General features: G+C 63.8%; 15 protein-coding genes. 2 read left to right on the forward strand and 13 right to left on the reverse strand.

The annotated features are described in order from the left end of the window. Window positions 1–72: 72 nt before the first annotated feature. Both VEZ38_RS08115 and VEZ38_RS08120 read right to left on the reverse strand, forming a co-directional pair. The gene (locus VEZ38_RS08115; RefSeq protein WP_324892848.1) at window positions 73–852 is read right to left on the reverse strand and encodes an alpha/beta hydrolase family protein; all 780 of its coding nucleotides are present in this window, start codon (window positions 850–852) and stop codon (window positions 73–75) included. A gap of 51 nt (window positions 853–903) precedes the next feature. Then, window positions 904–2,142: an MFS transporter gene (locus VEZ38_RS08120; RefSeq protein WP_324892849.1), complete on the reverse strand. Its 1,239-nt coding sequence runs from the start codon at window positions 2,140–2,142 to the stop codon at window positions 904–906. Window positions 2,143–2,315: 173 nt separating this feature from the next. On the opposite strand from VEZ38_RS08120, the gene VEZ38_RS08125 reads away from it, so the two are divergent. After that, entirely contained in the window at window positions 2,316–4,799 is a 2,484-nt protein-coding gene (locus tag VEZ38_RS08125; protein WP_324892850.1) for an alpha-mannosidase, read from the forward strand. A 93-nt stretch (window positions 4,800–4,892) separates the two neighbouring features. Here the strand turns inward: VEZ38_RS08125 and VEZ38_RS08130 are convergent, their stop codons facing one another. From VEZ38_RS08130 to VEZ38_RS08145, 4 genes are all read right to left on the reverse strand, one after another. Continuing rightward, complete coding sequence (locus VEZ38_RS08130) at window positions 4,893–5,855, reverse strand: hypothetical protein (RefSeq protein ID WP_324892851.1); 963 nt, start codon at window positions 5,853–5,855, stop codon at window positions 4,893–4,895. Continuing rightward, window positions 5,827–6,339 carry an RNA polymerase sigma factor gene (locus VEZ38_RS08135; RefSeq protein ID WP_324892852.1) on the reverse strand — a complete coding sequence of 171 codons (513 nt, stop codon included), beginning with the start codon at window positions 6,337–6,339 and terminating at the stop codon, window positions 5,827–5,829. Before VEZ38_RS08135 ends, VEZ38_RS08130 begins: the two co-directional genes overlap by 29 nt. A 119-nt stretch (window positions 6,340–6,458) precedes the next feature. Further along, window positions 6,459–6,740 (reverse strand): DUF1294 domain-containing protein, encoded by a 282-nt coding sequence (locus VEZ38_RS08140; protein WP_324892853.1) that lies wholly within the window; start codon window positions 6,738–6,740, stop codon window positions 6,459–6,461. Next, complete coding sequence (locus VEZ38_RS08145; RefSeq protein ID WP_324892854.1) at window positions 6,737–7,036, reverse strand: DUF6509 family protein; 300 nt, start codon at window positions 7,034–7,036, stop codon at window positions 6,737–6,739. Before VEZ38_RS08145 ends, VEZ38_RS08140 begins: the two co-directional genes overlap by 4 nt. A 117-nt stretch (window positions 7,037–7,153) precedes the next feature. Between VEZ38_RS08145 and VEZ38_RS08150 the strand changes: the two genes are divergently transcribed. Further along, window positions 7,154–7,366 carry a hypothetical protein gene (locus tag VEZ38_RS08150; RefSeq protein ID WP_324892855.1) on the forward strand — a complete coding sequence of 71 codons (213 nt, stop codon included), beginning with the start codon at window positions 7,154–7,156 and terminating at the stop codon, window positions 7,364–7,366. Between the two features lie 60 nt (window positions 7,367–7,426). Here the strand turns inward: VEZ38_RS08150 and VEZ38_RS08155 are convergent, their stop codons facing one another. From VEZ38_RS08155 to VEZ38_RS08185, 7 genes are all read right to left on the reverse strand, one after another. Further along, entirely contained in the window at window positions 7,427–9,634 is a 2,208-nt protein-coding gene (locus VEZ38_RS08155; RefSeq protein WP_324892856.1) for a glycogen debranching protein, read from the reverse strand. A gap of 169 nt (window positions 9,635–9,803) precedes the next feature. Further along, the gene (locus VEZ38_RS08160; RefSeq protein ID WP_324892857.1) at window positions 9,804–12,920 is read right to left on the reverse strand and encodes a glycoside hydrolase family 3 N-terminal domain-containing protein; all 3,117 of its coding nucleotides are present in this window, start codon (window positions 12,918–12,920) and stop codon (window positions 9,804–9,806) included. A gap of 99 nt (window positions 12,921–13,019) precedes the next feature. Continuing rightward, window positions 13,020–16,700 (reverse strand): discoidin domain-containing protein, encoded by a 3,681-nt coding sequence (locus tag VEZ38_RS08165; RefSeq protein ID WP_324892858.1) that lies wholly within the window; start codon window positions 16,698–16,700, stop codon window positions 13,020–13,022. 180 nt (window positions 16,701–16,880) lie between these two features. Next, complete coding sequence (locus tag VEZ38_RS08170; RefSeq protein ID WP_324892859.1) at window positions 16,881–18,512, reverse strand: glycoside hydrolase family 5 protein; 1,632 nt, start codon at window positions 18,510–18,512, stop codon at window positions 16,881–16,883. Window positions 18,513–18,536: 24 nt separating this feature from the next. After that, complete coding sequence (locus VEZ38_RS08175; RefSeq protein ID WP_324892860.1) at window positions 18,537–19,394, reverse strand: carbohydrate ABC transporter permease; 858 nt, start codon at window positions 19,392–19,394, stop codon at window positions 18,537–18,539. Next, window positions 19,391–20,281 (reverse strand): sugar ABC transporter permease, encoded by an 891-nt coding sequence (locus VEZ38_RS08180; protein ID WP_324892861.1) that lies wholly within the window; start codon window positions 20,279–20,281, stop codon window positions 19,391–19,393. Before VEZ38_RS08180 ends, VEZ38_RS08175 begins: the two co-directional genes overlap by 4 nt. Window positions 20,282–20,309: 28 nt before the next feature. Then, a complete protein-coding gene (locus VEZ38_RS08185; RefSeq protein WP_324892862.1) occupies window positions 20,310–21,638 on the reverse strand; it encodes an ABC transporter substrate-binding protein in 1,329 nt (442 codons plus the stop codon). Window positions 21,639–21,657 lie beyond the last annotated feature (19 nt).

A 21,657-nucleotide genomic window follows, 5' to 3' on the forward strand; every position in this document is an offset into this window, starting at 1 on the left:
TCGTCGAATTGGTAGAGTATATGGCCGTCTGATAGAAAATAGACTAGCAATCTTTCGTTCGGCGACGGGAATCTAGCGAATCGGCAGCCATCGGAGCACGTCTTGAATTTTCGCGTCCCAATACGCCCAATCGTGGCCGCCCGGCCCTTCCTCGTACGAAGTATCGAGGCTCGTCCGCCGGCAGGCGTCGCGGAACGCGACGTTGTCCGGATACAGGAAATCTTCGGTGCCGCACGCCTGGTACAGCTTCGGCTTCGGCCCCGCGGAGCGGTCGACCGCGTCCAGCAGCGCGAACAAGTCGTGCTCCGTACCGGTGAGCTCCCGTTCGCCGAAGGCGAGATCGAGCGCCGGCTTCAGCCACGGCTCCGGATCGCGCCGTTTCGCGGCGATATCGACCGCGCCGGACAGGCTCGCCGCGGCCGCCAGCGCGTCCGGACGCGACAGCGCCCACTTCATGGCGCCGTACCCGCCCATCGACAGGCCCGCGGCGAAGTTGTCCTCCCGTTCCGCGGACAACGGAAAGAACGAGCGCGCGAGCGCCGGCAGCTCCTCGCTGAGGAACGTCCAATAGCGGCCGCCGTACGCCATATCGACATAGAAGCTCCGGTGCACGTTCGGCATCACGATCGCGAGTCCGTACGAAGCGGCGTACCGTTCCACCGACGTGCGGCGCGTCCAGATCGTGTCGTCGTCCGACAGGCCGTGCAGCAGGTACAGCGTCGGCAGCTTCTCCCGGGAACCGCCCGCGCCGGCCATCCCGATTTGCGTATACGTCTTCTGCGGCAGGATGACGGTCATCGACGTGCTGAGCTGCAGCGCGTCGGAGAAAAAATTGCAACGGAGAATCGCCATGTTCGTGGGGCTCCTTTTTCGCTGGGGGGCTAGGTTGATACCTTCATCTTATCATGAAGAAATATTCGCCGAAACCCGTTCCGCGGCGCGCCGGGACGGTCGATTCCACCTCGCGTGCCCGTAATACAACGCCGCCGCTCCCGCCGCCGCGGCCACGGCGAGCCAGGCGACCGGCGCGAGCCCGCCTCCGTCGTACAAGCTGCCCATCGCGTACGGGCCGACGACGCGCCCCGCGGAGCCGACGCCGCCCGCGAGGCCGAGATAAAACGGCGCATCCTTGCCGCCCGCCTCCGAGAGGAACGCCGGCACCGCCGGGGCGATCAGCATCTCGCCGAAGGTGGCGAGGATCATGCCGAGCACGAGGCCGGGGTAATTCGGAAGCGCCAAGAAGCAGGCGAAGCCGGCCGCGTACAGAATGGCGCTGGCCGTCATCTGCGCCGTATACGTCGTCGCGATTTTTCGGCGCAAGAGGCCGATGAGCGGCTGAGCGACGAAGATCAGCACGCCGTTGAGCGTCCAGAGCAGGCCGTACGCCGACTTCGAGCTCCCCTCCGATATGAGGAACGGCGAGACGCCGGCGTTCCAGACCGAATTGCTCAAGTTCAGCAGCAAGCCGGCGAGCGCCAGCAGCAAGTAGAGCCGCAGATTGGCAAGGAGCGCGGCGTTCCCGGCGCTTCCCGCCGACTTCCGGACGCTCGGATCGCCTGCCGCGGCGGCGCCGGCTTTGCGTAAATAAAGAAGGAAGAATACGGCGAAGGCGGCCGAAGCGGCGCCGTTCGCCGCGAAGCTGAACGCGTACGACAGCTCCGCGAGGAAGCCGCTCGCGGCCGTGCCGACGGCGACGCCGATATTGTTCGCCACGTAGACGGCGTTGAACATCTCCGCGCGGCGCTCCGGAAAGCGGAAGCCGATGAACGACTGAATGGCCGGCATCGCCATCGCGTTGAACCAGCCGATGAACGAAAGCAGCGCGAGAAACAACGGCCACGAGCTCCCTGCGAACGCAAGCGCCCCCAATCCCGCCGCGTGAACGAGGAGCGAGCCGACGATCAAGGGACGCACGCCGACGCGGTAATAGAGCGCTCCCCCGACGAGCTGTCCGCCGATCATGCCGAGCGAATGGACGAGCAGCGCGAGCCCCGCGTCGGCCATGCTCCGCCCGAGCTCGTCGAAGACGTACATCGAGACGATCGGCCACATCAAGGAGCTGCCCGCCGCGTTAAGCAGGCTGGCGAACATGAACATTTTCATTTCTTTAGAATAGGAAGGCATGGCGGGAAGGCGCAGCATCGGGATGACTCTCCATATCGATCTTTATTGTGACCACCGGTCAAATCTTCCTACCAAGGATACTGCCGCCCGGCGGGACTGTCAATCGGCTTCGAGCGCGGCGAACGTTTGGTTCCGGCGGGGCGAAAGGTGTATGCTAATAGCTAATTCAACCGTTATGGAGGCTTCGACAAGTGACGACGAACAAACCGATGCATATGATCGGCAACGCCCACCTCGATCCGGTGTGGCTCTGGCAATGGCAGGAAGGGTTTCAGGAGGCGAAGGCGACGTTCCGCTCCGCGCTCGATCGGCTCGCCGAGTACGACGACTTCGTCTTCACCTCGAGCTCGGCGGTCATGTACGAATGGATCGAACGGAACGAGCCCGCCATGTTCGAGGAAATTCGCTCGCGCGTCGCCGAGGGCCGTTGGGTGCTGTGCGGCGGCTGGTGGCTGCAGCCCGACTGCAATCTCCCCTCGGGCGAATCGTTCGTGCGGCAAGGGCTGTACGGGCAGCGGTATTTCCGCGAGAAGCTCGGCGCGACGGCGACCGTCGGCTACAACCCCGACAGCTTCGGCCATCACGGCATGCTGCCTCAAATTTTGAAGAAAAGCGGCATGGACCACTACGTGTTCATGCGGCCGCAGCCGCACGAGAAGACGCTGCCGAGCCGGCTGTTCCGGTGGCGCTCCGATGACGGCTCGGAGGTGCTCGCGTTCCGCATTCCGTTCGAATATACGCGATGGGGCAAACAACTCGACGAGCATGTGGAGAAATGCGCGGGCGAGCTGCCGAACGCCTTCGGTCACGTCATGTGCTTCTACGGCGTCGGCAATCACGGCGGCGGCCCGACGAAGGAAAATCTGGAGAGCATCCGCGCGCTCAGCGGACGCGACGGATTGCCGGAGCTGACGATGAGCGACCCCGTCCGTTATTTCGCCGAGGTCGACCCGTCGTGGCCGCTGCCGGTCGTGCACGACGAGCTGCAGATGCACGCCGTCGGCTGCTACTCGGTCCACTCCGGCATTAAACGGTGGAACCGCGAAGGGGAAAACCGGCTGCTCGTCGCCGAGAAGTTCGCGAGCGTCGCGCGCGATGTCGCCGGTCAGCCGTATCCGACGGATTTCGGAGCCGCCTGGAAGCATGTGCTTTTTAATCAATTCCATGACATTCTCGCCGGCACGAGCATCGAACCGGCGTACGACGACGCCCGCGACATGCACGGGTATGCCATGACGATCGCGGCGACGGGGCTCAATTACGCGCTGCAGGCGCTGGCTTGGCGCATCGACATTCCCGCCGAAGACGGGATGGTGCCGATCGTCGCGTTCAACCCGAACGCTTGGCCGGTTCGCGCGAACGTCGAGCTGCAGTTCGGGCATCCCGGCCTCGTCGGCAAAAGCTTCCTTCGCGGCGACGAGGTGCTGCTCGACGACGAGGGCCGCCGCGTGCCGATGCAGGTCGTCCAGTCGCTCGCGACGACGCGCTTCCGCCAGCGCATCGGCTTCATGGCCGACCTGCCGGCGCTCGGGTACCGCGTCTACCGCGTCGTCGCCGACGCCGAGGCGCCGGCGCTCCCGCCCGCCGCGGAGGCCGTCGGAACGACGATCGAGAACGAGCGGTACCGCTTGACGATCGACCCGGCCACCGGCTGGATCGCGTCGCTCTACGACAAAGCCGCCGGCGTCGAGGCGTTCGCGGGTCCGGCCGCCAAGCCGGTCGTCGTGCATGATCCGAGCGATACGTGGGGCCACAATATGACGCGGTACGACGAGGAAATCGGCGTCTTTACGGCGACGAGCGTGAAGCTGGCCGAGCATGGTCCGGTAAAGTCGGTCCTTCGCGTGACGAGCGCCTACGGCCGCTCGACGCTGACGCAAGACTTCATCCTGCGCCCCGGATACGATCCGATCGAGGTCGCCGTGAAGGTCGACTGGCGCGAGACGTTCAAGCTGCTGAAGCTCCGCTTCCCGGTGAACGTCGTGCGGCCGACGGCCACCTACGAAATTCCGTACGGGCACATCGTTCGCGAACCCGACGGCGACGAGGAGCCGGGGCAAAGCTGGATCGACGTCGGCGGGCTGGCGTTCGCCGCCGGCGACGCGGCGGACGGCGGCTCGAACGCGAGCGACGGCGTCGTCTACGGCGTGAGCCTGCTGAACGACGGCAAGTACGCCTTCGACGTCGCGGGCGCTACGATGAGCATGACCGTCCTGCGTTCCCCGATCTACGCCCATCACATCCCGGGACCGATCGAGGAAGACAAAGACTACTCGTTCATCGATCAAGGAGAGCAGCGGTTTACGTACGCGCTGCTGCCGCACCGCGGCACGTGGAAGGAAGCCGGGACGGTACGTCGCGCGGCCGAGCTGAACCAGCGCCCGATTCCGCTGATGGAGACGTACCATGCCGGACCGCTGCCGCAGCGCGGCTCCTTCATCGCCGTCTCGCACGACGCGCTCGTCGTCTCCGCGATCAAACAAGCGGAGGACGGCGGCGATCTTATCGTCCGGTGCTACGAAGCCCACGGCGAGCCGGCGTCCGGCGCCGAGATCGCGCTGCCGCATCTGGGCCGCGTCATCCGCGCCGACTTCGGCCCGTGCGAAATTAAGACGTTCCGCATCCCGCTAGAGAAGGACGCGCCGATCGTCGAGACGAATTTGATCGAAGACTAAGCCGTACCGCAACGCCGGCCCGCCGGCCGCCGGCATTCGTCGCGCAACGAAAGCCCCGCCCCTCGCGAATCGAGCGAGCGGCGGGGCTTCTTCTTACGGCGCGAGCATGCTCCCGGCCGCGGCGACCAGCTCCCTTTTCGAAATCCACCGTTCTTGCGGCGCCATGCCGATCAACAGGTATTGCAGGTTCCGGCCGCCGACGTTCGCGACGAACATCAGACTATTCCGCGCTTCATTGTACAACGCCTCCGTCCCCGCGATCGTCACGAGTTCGCTTGGATGTTCCTCTTCCCACGACGACGCCTCCCCGCCCCGGGAAGGAAGGATATTTACCTGCAGCACGCGGTCGACGCCGCCCTCGGCGCCGTATTCGAATCGCAGCAGGTCGAACTCGCCCGACGGCGGATACCTTCGAACGGCGTACGGCTCCCCCTTCGCTTTCGCCTCCTCGTACAAAAGCCGATACTCCTCCGCCCGAGCCGCTGCGTCCGCCGCTCCCGGTACGGCGAATTCGGCAGCAGCGCGGCGGAGCTCCACCCCGTCCGGCAATGCCGTAGGAAGCGGAAGCGTCAGACCGATATCCTTCATTAATTGCTCCGGCTGCGCATACTCCGCGGCCCTCCGGACGTCGAACACGTAACCGCCGAGTTCGTACGCCTCCACCGCGAGGAACGCAGCCGATTCCCCCGGCGCCAAGCTGTCCTCCAGCCTCCCGATTTCGGAGAAATATTTCTGTCGGATCGTCTCGACTTGGCGATCCCGCTCGACCCAATCCGCCGAGAGCGGCCGCACCTCGTACACGAGCTCGCCACGCTCGTTATACAGCTGCCACGTATGCGCCGCGGCCAGCGCCGTCGCCGCAAACCCAAGCGCGGCCAAGGCCGCGAACGCGACCGTACGCAGCCCGTATCGCGCCGCGGCAGGCCGGCGCGACGGGAACGACGAGCGCGCTTCGGCGATGCGCGCAAGAACCCGTTCGGCGGAAGGCGTCGGCACCGGCTCCGTCCGCAGCGCCTCCGCAAAATCTTCAAACGATCGGAATCGATTCCGTTTCACGGGCTACTCCCCCTTTCCTCTGAATGGACGCTTGCAGTCGCTTCCTCGCGCGCTCGAACCGTTTCCGCACCGCGCCGGGCGTCAGCCCGACCGCCGCCCCGATCTCTTCGTACGGACGCTCCTCCGCCAAGCGGAGGAGTACGATCGATCGGTCGAGCGGCGCAAGGCGTCCGAGCAGCTCGTCGATCGACGCGGCGGCCTGCGTCGCCGCGGGCTCCGCCGAACGCTCCGGCCACTCGGGTCGGAACGGCAGCCACACGAGCAGCCTTCGGCGTTTCAACCGGTTCAAGCAGTGGTTGTGCGCAATCCGGTACAACCAGGCCTGCACGGAACGGGGCTCCTCGGCCTTGCCCTCCGACGAACGCCACGCCCGCAAAAACACCTCCTGCACGGCGTCCTCCGCCTCCTGCGGGTGGCGCAGCATGTAGCAGCAATACTTGTAGATCCGCTCATGGTACGCCGTCACCCAATCCTCGACGCTCACCGGATCCCCTCCTCTCTATTGGATAAGACAATCGGGACAAGCCCCTTGTGACGCCCGACGAAAAAAAACGCCGGCCTCGAAGGAGGCCGACGTTCGCGCTCGCGCCGGCCGCCGCCGGGTTATTCCGTTCCGATCGGGACGCGCGTCAATACCGCATATACGCATGCGGCGTTGACGACGAGCAGCGCCGGCACGCCGAGCACGAAGCTCCAGTGCTTCGTCTTATGCCGGAACGCCAGCATGCCGGCCCAGACGCCGAGCGCCCCGCCGGCCGCGGCGTACGCGAAGAGGCGGCGTTCCGATACGCGCCACCGGCTTCGCTTCGACTGCTCCTTGTCGTAGCGCATTAAGAAGAAGCCGATCACGTTCACGACCGCCAGATAGAAGTAAAAATACTTCACCCCTGCCCCGCCTCCGCCAGATGCTCGCGGCAAAACGCCGCCACCGCCTCCAGCTCCTCCTCCTCGAGTTCGAAGGCTACGTATTTCTCCGTCGCGCGCTCGAGCAGCTCGTATTTGACGATGCGCGCCCCCGACTCCTCCACCGCGTACACGACCCGGGCGGCGAGCCCCTCCTCCAGGTACAGCTCGTCGTCCTCCTCCACCTCCAGGTCGAGGTAAAATTCGTATCGCTCCCCGGCCAAGATGCCGAAGGGGTCTTTAATTTTCTCCACGCTGTATGCGCTGATCTCGATCATTCGCGTTCCATCCTTTCGGAGTCTCTCTCTCCATTATAGCCCATGACCGAACGCCCGGCATCTTCATATGGTAGCAGTAGCGTTGGAACGCAGGCTGGGAAGGAAGGAGATGGGCCCATGGCGGGGAAATCCGGAGGAGCGAAGAAGCGAACGATCTCTTATCACAACACACTTCAAACGTATACGAGAATCGTTACGTCCGAGGTATGCGCGGCATGCAAGAGCCAGTGCGACCGCGGGATCGAGTATATGGAGAAAATGAAACAGCCGGGCGCCGTCGGTCGCGGCGTCCCGTGCATCCTGACCGCTTACAAAATTACGGCGAAGTAAACCGCCGGAAGGCCCGGCGTCGCCGCCGGGCCTTCTTCGTTTGACGCCGTATCGTCGGCCTCAGCCCATGTCCGCCCGGACGACGACTTCCGCGCTCGTCATCGAACGGCCGCCCCAGACGAGCTCCACCTCCAGGCCGGACGGGTTGTCGATCTCGGCGGTCAGCCGGCCGCCTTCGAACCGCAGCGCGACGGAGAGCGACGCGTCGCCGACGCGCGCCCGGGACAGCCGCACCCATCGGCCTTCCCAGGAAGCGGGCAGCCGCGGCTCGATCCGCGCCCGCCGGCGATGCGCCTCCGGCTGCAAGCCGACCATATGCATGACGACCGGCACGGCCAGCGCGTACAGCGTCCAAGCCTGCGCGATGCAGCCGTAATCGGGCGACATCTCGCAGATCGAGCCCGGCATCGCCATCGAGAACGAGCGATTCATGCGCCGCAGCAGCCCGAGCGCCGCATCCGGGTCGCCGTACCGCAGCTCGGCGACCGCCTGCGCTCCCGTGCTGATCGTCATCGTGCCTTGCTTGAGCGCCGCCGACAAGTACACCCCATACTCGCCGACGAAAGCCGCGTCCCGCATCGTCCGCACGGCCCGCTCGCCCTTCGCCCGGTCGGCGACGCCCGCCTCCATCGGCGTCGACACGACCCAGTTGCGCTGAATGAGCCAGCCGCGATCCGCATCGACATCCGGCGACGCCGCGGCGAACGCTCGCTCCAGCGCCTCGCGCGTCTTCGCCTCGTCGGCGCCCCAGAACGCCGCCGTCTCGACGATCGTCTCGACCTTCGCCATCACGTCCCGCGCCGGCGCAACCGCGTCGCAGTACAGCCCCGCCTCCTCGTCCCAGAACGCGTCGTTGACCGCCCGCGTCAGCTTCTCCGCCATACATTCGTAGACGGCTGCGCCCGGCTCGTCCCCGAGCTCCCGGACGATGCGCGCGAGCGCGCCCGCCGCCGCGGCGGTATACACCGCCGAGTCGATCAGCTCCATGTTCAGCCCCGGAATTTCGATGATGCCGTAGCCCGAAGGCAGCCCGTCGCCGTCGGGATCCATCTCGCCGAGCAGCCAGGCCAGCCCTTGGCGGCAGTAGGCTTCATTTTCCGAGAGCACTTGCTTGTCGCCCGTCCACCGGTACAGCTCCCACACCAAGCAGATGTAATGCGCCGTCTCCTGCGTATTGCCCGGATTCGCCACGAGCCCCATCGTCGTCGCCTCGTGGATGATGCGCCCGTTGCCGTTCTCCCGCTTCGAGAACTCGAGGATCAGCTTTGCCGTCTCGAGCGCCAGCGCATGATCGCCGACCGCCAGCACCCCTTGCAGCGCATAGGAATTATCGCAGCCGAACCACCACGGATACGTCGGCGAACCCGCCGTCAGCCCCCGCCCGATGCCGTCGACCCGCTGCACGAGCCATTGCGTATTCCACTTCGCCCACTTGAAAATGTCCCCGAACGCCGCATCCCCCTCGACCTCGAACGACGCCCGCTCGCGAATCGCTTCGTACGCCGCCCGCTTCTCCGCGAGCAGCTCCGCATGGCGCGACGTCAGCGTCTCGTACGTCCGTTCGCAGTCCGCCGCGCTCTCGGTCGAGCCCGCGACGAACAGGCGGAACGTCAGCCGCTCCCCCGGAGCGAGCGTCGCCGTCGTACGGAAGGAGACGCCCGTGCCGTTCCCGCTCGTAAATTCCGGCCCGAACAGGTCGCGGCCGATCCGCACGTCGTCGCCCGGCAAATCCGTGCCGACGCATGCGTACCAGTCGTGGCCGCTGTCCTTCGCCAGCATCAGCCGGGCATGCAGCGCCTTGGCCACGTCCGCCGCGCCGTCGACGATGCCCGCCGTCTCCGAATGCCATACCGGGCGCAAATCGGTGCGCGCCAGCAGCTCCAGCTCGAGCGTCGTCTCGCCTCGCCCGTAGTTATAAATTTCGTAGCGCACGACGAGCCCCTTCTCCGTCTCCGGCGCGAACTGCTCGCGCTCGATCGAGACCGGGATATGGCTCAGCCCGTGATCGTACCGGAACGTCGCTCCCCACGGATGGGTGACATATTCGTCGGCCCGCGCCCACACCGAGATATTGCGCGATTTATCCGTCACCCGCAGCCAGAAGCCGTCGAGCAGTTTAATCGGATGCAGCCAGACGCCCCCCATTTCGTTCGCCACGTGATGGCCGAAATCGGGAAAGTACCCGTCCTGCGTCCCGATGACTTTACAGTATTCTCCCGCCGTCAAATATAAATTAAAGGGATGTTTGCTCTGCAGTCCGGTTTTCATCGTTCCGCCGCCTCTTTCCTCGGATGGTTGCCACCGACGTCTCTGTCCGCATCATACCACCGTTGGAGGCGCTTGCAAATAGATTGTCGACAATCGACAGAAGGAAAAAGCAGGAAGTCCCCGGTCGGAAAGGGCTGACCCTTAAGGATCAGCCCTCGATGCAGTCTCCCTATTGCCGAATCAGCGTAAAATCGTCGAACGCCGCCCATTGGTTCGCGCCCGCGTCGGCCCAAACCCCGACCTCGATCCGGCCGGACGTCACCTGTATGCCGGAGATCGAATAGTACGTCCAACCGGGAACCGGGTTCGATCCGATCGCCGCGGTAACTTCGGATCCGCCGTATTGCTTGGCGAACAGATGAAGCGCCTGCTGCCCGCCTCCGGAGCGGACCCATGCGGCGAACCGGTACGTGCCGTTCGGCACCGACAACGTCTGCGAAGCCAATTGTTGATAGGGCGATGCGCCCCAGAACGTAAGCTTGTAGCTTCCTGTTTTGGGCTGGTCCATGTCCGCCTTCATAGCCAGCTCTCCGCTATGCCATTCCGACCACCCCGCCGCGTCGCCGGACTCTAGACCGGAATTCGCGAGCAGATTCGCCGGGCTCAATTCGAAATGGTCGAAGGCCGCCCATTGATTCGCATGCGCGTCCGACCATACGCCTACCTCGAGCTGGCCGTTCACGACCTGGATCCGGTCGATGACGTATTTTCTCCAGGCCTCCGGACCGGAGGCGATCTCCGACGACCGCTCCCGCCCGCCGGACTTCGCGTACAGGCGGATCGCCTTCTGCCCCCCGCCGCTGCGCGCCCAAGCGCTAAGTCGGTATACGCCGTCCGGCACCGCGAGCGTCTGCCGCGTCAATTGCTTGTAGGGCGACGACGCCCAATGCGTCAGTTTCTGGCTGCCCGAATAAGGCTGATCCGCATCGACGCTTTGCGCGAGCACGTCGCCGTTCCACTGCTCCCAGCCGGACGCGCCGGCCGTTTCGAAGCTTGGGTTCGCGAGCAGATTGCTTTCGGGCCCAGCGGGGATGACTTCCAGCCAATTCAAATTCCAGCCGCCCGCTTCGGCTTGCACCCGGATCGTCTGCACGCCCTCCGCGAGGGTGACGGTTTGGGCGACGGTGGTCCAGCTTTGCCACCCGCCCGTCGGAGGAACGGTTACCGTCGCCAGCGTCGTCGCTCCGCTGCGCAGCGCGATCCCATCGTTCGCGCCGTTCGGGCTGGCGACGCGAAGCCGGATGCGGTACGCTCCCGCCGCGGGTACGTTCAGCCGGTACTCCATCCAATCCGCCGGATCGATGTACCCGACGTTCAAACTCCCGTTCACGTCTGTGGAGGCTTCCGTCTGCACGCCGGCGGCGGCGTTGAAATTCTCGGCCTCGACGAAGCCCGGCGCTTCCTTCGTGTGCGACGGCGAGCCGTTCAACCCATAGCCGAACGGAAATAACGGAGAGGATGCGGCATCGTTCGAATTCGCCGGAATCCGATCCATGCTTCTCGGCCACGTGAAGGGCAGCTTGCCGGTAAAGTCATAGTCCCCGAACAGCACGTCCGCGAGACCGGCCCCTTCCGTCCCGGGCAGCCATGCGGCGACGAACGCGCTCCACTCCGGCAGCGCATTCGTCACGATCATCGGCCGGCCCGACAGCAGGACGACCACCATCGGCACGCCGGCGCTCTTCACGTTGTTCAGGAGCTCGATATCCTCGGCGGCCAGCTCCAAATCCGGCCGCGGCTGGCCGGGGCCTACGTCGCCGATCATCTCCGCCGACGGCTCTTCCCCGATGACGACGATCGCGACGTCATGCCCCGACGCGCCGAAGCCGTCCTGCGCGTAGGTGACGTTCCCCGGGTTCGCGACCGCCGCCTGAATTCCCTCCAGGATGGTCGTTCCGGGCGTAATGGGGCCGGGGGAGCCTTGCCACGTAATCGTCCATCCGCCGCTTTGATAGCCGATATCGTGGGCTTTCTTGCCGGCTACGAACACGCGGGCGCTCTTCGACAGCGGCAGCAAGCGGTTCTCGTTCTTCAGCAGCGTCGCGGATTTCCGCACGGCTTCGCGGGCGACGGCGCGGTGCGCGGCGCCGCCGAACGTCCCCTCCTGAAGCAAGCCGCGATCCGCATAAGGAGCTTCGAAGAGGCCCGCCTCGAATTTGACCCGCAAAATTCGACTGACGGCGTCGTCGATTCTAGCCGTCGACACTTCGTTGCCTTGGACTAACCCGAGCAAGGTCGGCGCGAACTGCTGCCAATGGTCCGGCTCCATGAACAAATCGATCCCCGCGTTGACCGTAGCCTTCAGTGCCTCGGCGTACGTCGGGTACACGCCTTGATTCACCAGCGCATACGTCCCGTTCCAGTCCGATACGACGATGCCGGTAAACCCGAGCTCCTGCTTCAGCATGCCGGTAATGAGCCGGTGGTGGGTATGCGCCTTCATGCCGTTCCAAGTCGACAAGGACACCATAACGGTTCTTACGCCGGCAGCGATGGCTTCCTTATACGGCTGTATATATGGGTCCAACTCCTCCTCGGTCAGCGTTACTTCGCCTTGATCGTCGCCGCCCGTCGTATTGCCGTCGCCGAGCCAATGCTTCGCGGAGCCGGCGACCTTGGTTCCTTTCAGGAAACCGGGTTCGCCGGGCGCTCCCTGAAGCCCTTCGGTATAAGCGGCGCCGAGAAGGCCGGCGAGGGTAACGTTTTCCGAATAACCCTCGTACGTACGCCCCCACCGGATGTCCTGCGGCGCGCACAGGCAAGGGGAGAAGCTCCATTGGATGCCTGTCGCGCGAACCTCCTTGGCCGTGATCGCTCCCGCCCTTCTCGCAAGGTCCGGATCCCCCGCCGCCCCCAACCCGACGTTATGCGGGAATATCGTGGCGCCGTAGACGTTGTTGTGCCCATGAACGGCGTCGACGCCGTAGAGGATCGGAATTTGCAGCCGAGTCTGCAGCGCGGCGGCTTGGAACGAATCGGTCTCGTCCGCCCAAGCCGTCGGCGTATTCGGCGACGGATTCGAGCCGCCTCCGCTCAAGACGGAACCGATCGTATGATCCCTTACCTGCTCCGGCGTCGCGGTCAATCGCTCCACTTGCAGCATCTGCCCGATTTTTTCCTCCAGCGTCATCCGGGACAGCAAGTCCGCGACGCGCTGCTCGACCGGCAGCGTCGCATCCTGATACGGGAAGCCTTCGGCATGGCCTGCCGTCGACGGCAGCCACCCGCCGCAGAATACAAGAGCCGCGGTCCCGATTTTCAGCAATCGTTCGTATATCTTGCGCATCGTCATTGTTCCTCCTTTTGAAAGAAGGGCCGCCCCTCCCCGATACGGCGAACGGAAGGAACGGCCCCTTTCTTTTCATGGACCGCTAACGATCCGGCGTTATTCGAATACACGCAGCTCGTGGATGGACCACCAGTTGCCGGAGCTGTCCTTCGTTAAGACGCGTACGAATTGCTCGTGAACGATGCCGAAGTTTACCGTGATGACCGGTCCGGTTCCTTCGCCGTTCGCGACGGTGCGCCAGTTCGTCGGCCAGCCCGTCGAGGCGTCGATGTCGGACGTCACCTGCACGATGTAATCCCTCGCGTAATCCCCGGAGCTTGCGCCCGCGTCGATGACGAGGTGGTTGAACCATTGACGAGCGCCCATATTGACCTCGAACCATTGGCTCTCCGCCTGCGCGACGCCCGAGCTCCACCGCGTCGCGTCGTTGCCGTCCAGCGCGTTCGACGCGGATCCGCCAGCTTCGGTCGAGAACGCGGTCGCCGTCCAGCCCGCGCGGCTCCGCTCCAGCTCGCCGAATACCCGTAGATCCGTTACGGACCACCAAGAGGAGCTTGCGCCCGTTTGCACGAGCTTCACATACCTGGCGTATTGATTCGGGAACGTCACGAGCATCGCCGGCTGTTGATTCGACCCGCTCGCGACCGTCGTCCATTGCGCGCCGTCCTGCGAAACCTGAATCTCGTAGCCCCTCATATAATCGTTCGCGTACGAGCCCGCATCGACCAGCACCCGGTTGAAGGGCTGCGGCTTGCCGAGGTCGAGCTGGAGGTATTGTCCGCTCGCTTGCGGCGCGCCCGTGCTCCATCGCGTAGCGGCATCCGCATCGATCGCGTTCGCCGGCGACTCGCCGGGCGCCGTCGAGGAAGCGGAAGTCGAGACGCCCGAACGGTCGAGCGCGGGTTCGCCGTACAAATGGAGTTCAGCGATCGACCACCATTCCGGCGCGCTGCCCGTCTGCACGATCCGAACGTACTGCGCATGTACCGGAGCGAACGATACGACGATCTTATGGCCGAAGCCTTGCTTGGTCGCGACGGTCGTCCAATTCGCGCCGTCGTTGGACACCTGCACGTCGAAGGCGCGCGCGTAATCCCACGTGCTGCCGGAGCCGGTTTCGAATATGAGCTGCTCGAACGTCTCCTTCTTCCCTAGGTTCACTTGGAACCATTGTCCGTTCGATTGCGGCGCGCCGCTGCTCCAGCGGGTAGCCGCGTCCCAGTCGATCGCGTTCGCCGGGGAGCCGCCCGGCTCCGTCGAGGAGGCTGAAGCGCTCCAGCCGCTTTGCTCCAGCGGCAGCGGCAGCATGTAGACCCCGCCTCTGGACACCTTGCCGACCGTATCGATAAAGCTTTGGTTCGGCTGGAATTGGCTCGTGCCGAATTGACCCAGCTTGGCGGCGATCGTCGAGGCCGTCTCCGTGTTCATGATCGGCACCGGGTTCGGATTCGAGTTGTAGTAGCCCCAGTAGCCCCCGATTCCCTCGTACATGCCGCCTCTCACTTTGTACGACCAATTCGTCCACGAGACGTTCAGAGCGTTCAGTCCGTTTAGGAACTTCGCCCACACATCGTCGTAGTGATATAACGAGAATTCGCCGTACAGCACCGGCACCCCGTATTCCGGGTCCTCCAGCTTCTTTGCGACCTCGAGAAGCTGCTTTTCGACCAATGCGTTCTGCGCGTTATAATCCTTGCCGCCGGGCATCTCGTACGGATGAATTTCGTAGACCACGTTCGTCCAATGGTACGGCGCCGCATGCGGCTTCGCGATATTGGCCCAATCGAAGAACGCCGCGATATAGATCGTATGATCCGGATCGATCGCGCGGACGGCGGTATACAAGCGGTGATAGTAATCGCTCTTCTGCTTCACGTCGTCGGCGTCTTCGCCGTAATCGATCAGCGGCTCGTTGATCAGGTCGTAGCCCGCGACGGCCGGGTTGCCGTTGTAACGCGCGGCGACCGCTTCCCAAATGTCGACCACCATGTCCTGATGCGCGGCGTTCGTCCAAAACTCGTTCGGGTTCGGGCCGACCCGACCGCAGCTTCCCCATGGGCAGCCGCCGCCCGGCACCGTGTGCAAATCGAGCAGCGTGTATATGTCGCGCTCGGCCGCTTCGGCGATGAACCAGTCGATCTGATCCCAGGCGTTGCTCTTGATCGTCCCGTCTTCGTTCACGATTTCGAACCAAGCGATCGGAAGGCGAATGACGTTCAGCCCCATGCTCGCGATCCGATCGAGATCGCTCTCTTGAATCCACGTATTTTGATGCGTCGTGTAGATGCTTTCCGTCGTCGCGTCGCCGAACCGGGCTTTCAACGTCTTAAACAACGTGTAATCGTCGTTGTTTAAATACACGTTCAGCTCGCCGATCGACCACCAGTTGGAGGCGCTCGCCGTTAACGAAATTTTGATGTAGCGGGCGCTCACCGCCGGGAAATTGATCGGGGTCGCCTTCACCCTGCCTTGACCCTGGGCGACCGGGGTCCAATTCGCGCCGTCCTTCGATACCTGCACATCGTACGCGCGCGGGTAATCCTGTTCCTCGACGCTGTTCTTGGCCGTATCGAGCACGATCTGGTTGAAGGTGATCGCCGCGCCCATATCGATCTGCACCCATTGCCCGCTCGATTGGGCGGCGCCCGTCGACCAACGCGTGGCGGCGTCGTTGTCCTTCATATGCGTCGGCGGCATACTCGGATCGCTGGACGAGGCGGTCACCGTCCACCCCGAACGCTCGAAGCTGCCCCCGCCGTACACGGCCACCTCGGCGATCGACCACCAGTTGCTGTGGCTTCCCGTTTGGACGATGCGGATGTCGGTCATCCAAGCCGCCCACCAAAATTCCGCATAGACGATACGGGAGGAACCGTAGCCGCTCGCGTACTTTTTCCACGTGCCGTCGGTCAGCCCCCACACCTCGTACCCCCGCGGGTAGTCCCCCGGAGAAGATGGCCCCGCATCGATCAAGACGCGGCTCACCTCCGTATTTTTCCCGAGGTGGATCGTGAAGGTTTGGTTCGGCGACTGTCCCGCGCCGCTCGTCCAGCGCGTGTCGACGTCTCCGTCCAATGCGTTCGCCGCCGACGTGCCGGTCCCGCTCGACGAGGCGGACGCCGTAAAGTTTCCGTTATGCAGCACCGGGTCCGAGAAAATGTTGAACTCGGCGATTGACCACCAATTCGTTGCGCTGCCGCCCGTCTGGGCGACGCGAATGTAACGCGCGACTTGAGGCGCGAATCGAACGACCGTCTGCTGCACGGCGCCTTCCCCGCTCGCCGCATCCTTCCAGCTGACGGCGTCGTTCGAAACTAAAATTTGGTAGCCCCGGGGGTAATCGCCCGTTAGGCCCGCCGCGTCGAGATAGATGCGGTTGAACAGCGTCGGCGTTCCGAGGTCCACCTGAAACCATTGTCCGCTCGTCTGATTCGCCCCGGTATTCCAGGCGGTCGTCCGGTCTCCGTCCAGCGCGAGGCCGGCCGACCCGGCATTCGCGGAAGCGTCGGCCGTCCATCCCGTCCGGTCGGACGCGTTCTCCCCGAGCGGCGACATCCAGTCCTCTTGCGCCAGCCATCCGCCTACGTTCGTGCCGCGAAGCTGCACGACTTCCCCGGTGCCGTAATTGTTCTTCAAATATTTCCCGTCCGTCTTCAAAAAATCGCCGGACGTTATCGCGGCGGCGGCCGGCTGCGGCTTCGCCGCGATCCCCGACCCCAAGCCCAATGCCACGGCGAACGCCATCAAGGCGCGGAACGATCGACTTCCTCTTCGCACTATACATAACCTCCGTATCCTATAATGTCGACTTCAATCCGTCAGCGCGTTCGAAGCTGCCCGATGGACATCCCCCCTCTCCCTAGATTTGGAAACGCTTACAGGCATGCCGAAACGCGGCCGCAAGCAACGGGAACCCGCGCCTCCTCGCGTCGCGCCCCCGCTGCCGCAGCCATTCGTTCAAGGAGAATGCGGCGACACCGACACCCACTGCAATCCTACGGGATGCCCATAGGCGCTTACCTTCAGTCGATTGGTCCCCGGCGCGCCTTGCACGCTGCCGGACAGCCGAACGGTTTGCCACTCCTCCGCCGTCGGGGCGACGGCGCCGACGGCCTCGCCGTTCCAGAAGAGGAGCAAGCTGCCGCCGGCCGTGCGCATCCGAAGCTCGACGGCGAGCTCGAGCGCTGCCTGCTCGGGCCGAAGCGTCACGTCGTACGCGAGCCAATCGTCCGCCGCGAGCCGAACGTACAGCCACTCGTCCGGCTGCCATTCCTCGCCCTTCATATGCTGGAAATTCGGCCGCTCCCGCGCGCCCTCGACGACGAACCGGATATCGGTGCCGTCGCCCGCTCGAAAGCCGGTCGCGCTCTCCGTCTTCGCCCGGACCCCGAAGCCGACGCCCTCCCCGCCGTAACCGTAAAACGCCGCCGGGATGCGCACGGGCGGCCGCCGGAACAGCGCGTTCACGACCTGCGGCCGGTAGTCGCAGTTCTCGAGGCGCAGATGCTCAAGGTACTGCCGGAGAATGCCCCGCGCCGCCGACGGCTCCGGCTTGTCGCCGCCCTCCAAGTAAGCGACAAGGAGGTCCCAGCCTTCCGGCTTCCTCACCGAATACGGGGAGTTCGTGCAGTCGAGCTTCTTCCACGTCCAGAAATTCCACGAGATGTCGAGGTCCTCGTACAGCCGGAACGCTCCCGCGAACCAGTCGCAGTTGTTTTCCCCGCCCTCGCCCATGAAGATCGGCACGTCCCATTCGTCCCGCTTCTCGAGGAACGCCCGCAGGCTCTCGGCGTCCGGGGCGTTCCAATACTTATGGAACTGCAGCATCACATTCTCGTCGAGCTTCTCCGTAAAGATCGACCAATCCGTCGCCCAATGCGCCCCTTCGAGGATGATCATGTGCCGATCGTCGACCTCGCGGATTGCTTGTATGATGTCCCGATACAGCGGCATCACTTGGTCGTTGTACGCCGCGAACCAGTCCGGCAGCGGCTCGTTCAACAGGTCGTAACCGGCTACGATCCACTCGTCCTTATAGCGCTCCGCCAGCAAACGCCACAGGGCGATCGTGAGCTGTTTGTTTTTCTCGTCGAGAAACAGTTCGGGGCGGTCGTGTTCGGAATCGTCGATGTTCGTCCCGGTTTGCCCGCCGGGCGCGCCGTGCAAGTCCAAAATCACGTATAGCTTATACGTCCGGCACCAGGCGATGACCCGGTCAAGCAGCGCAAGCCGGTCGGGCCGAAGCCGCAGGGGCGTCTCGTTTTCGATCAGCGTTCTGGCGTTGATCGGGACGCGCACCGAGTTAAAGCCATGCGCGGCGACCGCCCGAATGTCGGCCTCGGCGACGTAGGTATCGTAGTATTCGTCCCAAAATCGCTCCGCCTCCTCGGCCCCGACGAGCGATTCGACCATGCGCTCGATGCGCCGGGGCCGATCGCCCGCGTCGGGGAAGCGCCACATGTAGCCCTCCGGCAGCAGCCAGCTGCCGAAGCCGACGCCGCGCAGCAGCAGCTCCCGGCCTTCGCCGTTGACGAGCCGACGCCCCGACGCCCTTAAAAACCCGCATACTTCGTTCGCAGCAGCGTCCATCCTGTTCTCCCTTCCGAGCGAGGGTTACCCCTTGATCGCCCCTTCGGCGATGCCGCTCAGAATGTATTTTTGCAGCAGCAAATATACCGCGATGACCGGCAGCATCGTTAAGATCAGGGATGCCAAAATCGCCGACCAATCGTTGTTGTATTCGCCGAACAGCATATTCGTAGAAATCAGCAGCGTGTAATAATCGCTATTCGTCAGCATCAGCAGCGGCAGCAGGAAATCGTTCCACATCCACAGCGCGTTCAAAATCGCCACGGTCGCGGTGATCGGGAGCAGCAGCGGCAAGATGACCGCGAAGAACAGCCGAAGCTCCCCGCAGCCGTCGATGACGGCCGCCTCGTCGAGCTCGCGCGGGATCGACTTGACGAACCCGTGATAGAGGAAGATCGCGAGCGCCACCCCGAGCCCGATATAGATCAGGCCGAGTCCGTACGTGGTGCCCTGGACATGCAGCTCCCTGGCGATCTTCACGAGGCTGATCAAAATCGAATGGAACGGAATGAGCGACGACAGCACGAAGAAGCCGAAGAGCGCCGCGCTGAGCTTGCCGGGCGTACGCGACAGTTTGTATCCCGCCATCGAAGCGAACAACACGATGCCGGCGACGCCGATCGCGGTGACGACGATCGTGTTCAGGAAGCTCGACGGAAACTCGATCTTCCGGTACGCGTCCGCGTAGTTGGCGAAATCGAGGCGGCTCGGCCACGCCAAAATTCGGCTGAGCATCTCCCCGTCCGCCTTGAACGAGTTCAGCAGCGCCATGTAGACCGGGAACAGCGTAAAGACCGCCGCGCAGACGAGGACGAGCCGCGCCGCGGCGTTCCCCGCCCGCCGGCCGAACGCGCTCGCGCCGTTCCGATGCTCCTCCGTCATGCTTCCACCTCCCTTCGCTTCATGAGCCACAGCTGCACGAGCGTAATGAGCAGCACGATGAGGAACAGCACGATCGCCTTGGCGCTCGCATAGCCGTATCGCTGCTGGAAGCGGAACGCCTCCTCCACGATATTAAGCGCGATGACCTGCGTCGATCGCCCGGGGCCGCCGCCCGTCAGCGCGAACACCGCGTCGTACACCTTGAAGGACGAGCTGAGCGTCAGGAAGACGCCGATCGTCATCGCCGGATAAATCATCGGCAGCGTCACGTGGCGGAACAGCTGCAGCGTCCGAGCGCCGTCGATGGCGGCAGCCTCCAGAAGCTGCCGAGGCACGCTCTGCAGCGCGGCGATGTAGATGACCATCAAGTAGCCGACGCCGCCCCACAGCGACAGGATCAAAATCGAATAGAACGAAAGCGAAGGATTCCCGATCCACGATTGATCGAGAAACGACAGCCCCGTTCCTTCGGCCAGCGCCGGCAGCACCTTCGTAAAGATGAACACCCACATAAACCCGCCGATGATGAGGCTCAGCATGTTCGGCATGAAGAAGATCGTGCGGAACCACACCTTGCTTCGTCGGCGCGACTCCACGAGCACGGCCAGCAGCAGCGCGATGACGTTCTGCAGCACGACCATGTAGATCACATACTTGAGCGTGAACAGGATCGCATCCAGGAAGTAGGCGTCGTCTCGCAGCGCCTCGACGTAATTCGAGAGCCCTACGAAGTCGTACGTCCGGTTCAGCCCGTTCCAGTCGGTCAAGCTGTACCATACGCCCCCGAACGCGGGGGCGATGGTAAAGACGAGATAAAACAGCAAGGCCGGGAATACGAAGGCGAGCAGCGAGAGCGTCGCCCTCCGTCTTCGACTCGCGGTAGGCATGGCGCTCACCTCCGCTTCGCGTCTCGCATCATTGCGACGCCTTCACGGCGGCGGCCCAGGTGCGATCCATCGTCTCGATGAAGTCTTCCTTCGTCACTTCCTTCGCGTAATAGCTCTGCAGCAGCTTCGCCTGCTCGTCGGTCACGCCGTTCGGAAGCTTCAAATCTTGGTACGCCTTCCCTTGCGCTACGTATTCGGACGCTTCGTTCACCCAAGGGAACACTTCGTATTGATGCACCTTCGAGACCGGGTTAAATTTCAGCTCCTGGAACAGCGCCGACGAATCGTTCTCGTCGAGGATGTAGTTGAGCAGGTCGAGCGCGACTTCCTTGTTTTCGCTCGTCGGCGACACCGCCATCGTCGTCGACGTCGACAGGTTGATCATCGTGCCCGCCGGATTGTTGCTGACCGGCAGCGGCGCGACGCCGAATTCCATCGCCGGGTTGACCTTGAGAATCGTCTCCGCGTTCCACGGGCCTTGCACCCACATCGCCGCTTTCCCGTTCGCGAAGTCGGTCGAACCCGCTTCGTTGCCGACCTCGAACGGCTTTTCCGTACCATTTTCCATAATGAGATCGATAATATCGAAAATGCCCGCCACGTCCGCGTACGACGCTTCGCCCTTGTTCATCCGCTCGATCCAATCCGGCTGCTCGGAGGAGACGATGCCGCCGAGCGACAACGCCGTCATCAGCTGCGGCACCCAGGACTCTTGGAACGCCAGCAGGAACGGCGCCACGCCGGCCGCCTTCAGCTTCTCGACGGCCGCCTTCATTTCGTCCAGCGTCTGCGGCGGCGTAATGCCGTGGTCCGCGAAAATCTTCTTGTTATACAAATAGCCCCACGACAAGCTTTCCAGCGGCAGCGCTACGACTTTGCCGTCCAGCGTCACCTGCTGCTTCACGCCGTCGTACAGCGAGGCGACGAACGGCTGCGCCGACAAATCCTCGAGATAGCCGGCTTTATAGTAGGTCGAAAGATCGTTCGCATGCACGTCGAAAATGTCCGGCGCGTCGTTCGACGCGAGTCTCGCCTGCAGCACCTGCTTCGCCTGGTCCGGATTCGGCATCTCGAGCTCGATCGTGACGGCGATGTTTTTCTCCGCCAGCTCCTTCGCCTTGAACTGCTCGAAGTACCGCTCGAACTGCTCCTTAAATCGCGGATGGCCGAGCATGACCTTCAGCTTGACCTCCTTCGCCGGTTCGGCCGCGGCCGGCTGCTCCGCCGCCGCGTTCGTCGGCTGCTCCGCCTTCGCCGGCTCCGGTTCGGCGCTCGGCGTTCCGCCGCCGCTGCTGCACGCCGCCAGCAACGTTAACGACATCGCGAAAATCAACATTAGATAAAGCGCTTTCCTCATGTAGGTTACCCCCTTGGAA

Source organism: Paenibacillus sp., assembly GCF_035645235.1.
In the GTDB taxonomy this organism is placed as follows: Bacteria; Bacillota; Bacilli; order Paenibacillales; family YIM-B00363; genus Paenibacillus_AE.

Excerpts from the sequence above, each read along its gene's own strand:
- VEZ38_RS08185 (WP_324892862.1), bottom strand. The coding sequence starts at position 21,638 with ATGAGGAAAGCGCTTTATCTAATGTTGATTTTCGCGATGTCGTTAACG.
- VEZ38_RS08155 (WP_324892856.1), bottom strand. The coding sequence starts at position 9,634 with ATGAAAACCGGACTGCAGAGCAAACATCCCTTTAATTTATATTTGACG.
- VEZ38_RS08180 (WP_324892861.1), bottom strand. The coding sequence starts at position 20,281 with ATGCCTACCGCGAGTCGAAGACGGAGGGCGACGCTCTCGCTGCTCGCC.
- VEZ38_RS08145 (WP_324892854.1), bottom strand. The coding sequence starts at position 7,036 with ATGATCGAGATCAGCGCATACAGCGTGGAGAAAATTAAAGACCCCTTC.
- VEZ38_RS08160 (WP_324892857.1), bottom strand. The coding sequence starts at position 12,920 with ATGCGCAAGATATACGAACGATTGCTGAAAATCGGGACCGCGGCTCTT.
- VEZ38_RS08150 (WP_324892855.1), top strand. The coding sequence starts at position 7,154 with ATGGCGGGGAAATCCGGAGGAGCGAAGAAGCGAACGATCTCTTATCAC.
- VEZ38_RS08120 (WP_324892849.1), bottom strand. The coding sequence starts at position 2,142 with ATGCTGCGCCTTCCCGCCATGCCTTCCTATTCTAAAGAAATGAAAATG.
- VEZ38_RS08115 (WP_324892848.1), bottom strand. The coding sequence starts at position 852 with ATGGCGATTCTCCGTTGCAATTTTTTCTCCGACGCGCTGCAGCTCAGC.
- VEZ38_RS08170 (WP_324892859.1), bottom strand. The coding sequence starts at position 18,512 with ATGGACGCTGCTGCGAACGAAGTATGCGGGTTTTTAAGGGCGTCGGGG.
- VEZ38_RS08175 (WP_324892860.1), bottom strand. The coding sequence starts at position 19,394 with ATGACGGAGGAGCATCGGAACGGCGCGAGCGCGTTCGGCCGGCGGGCG.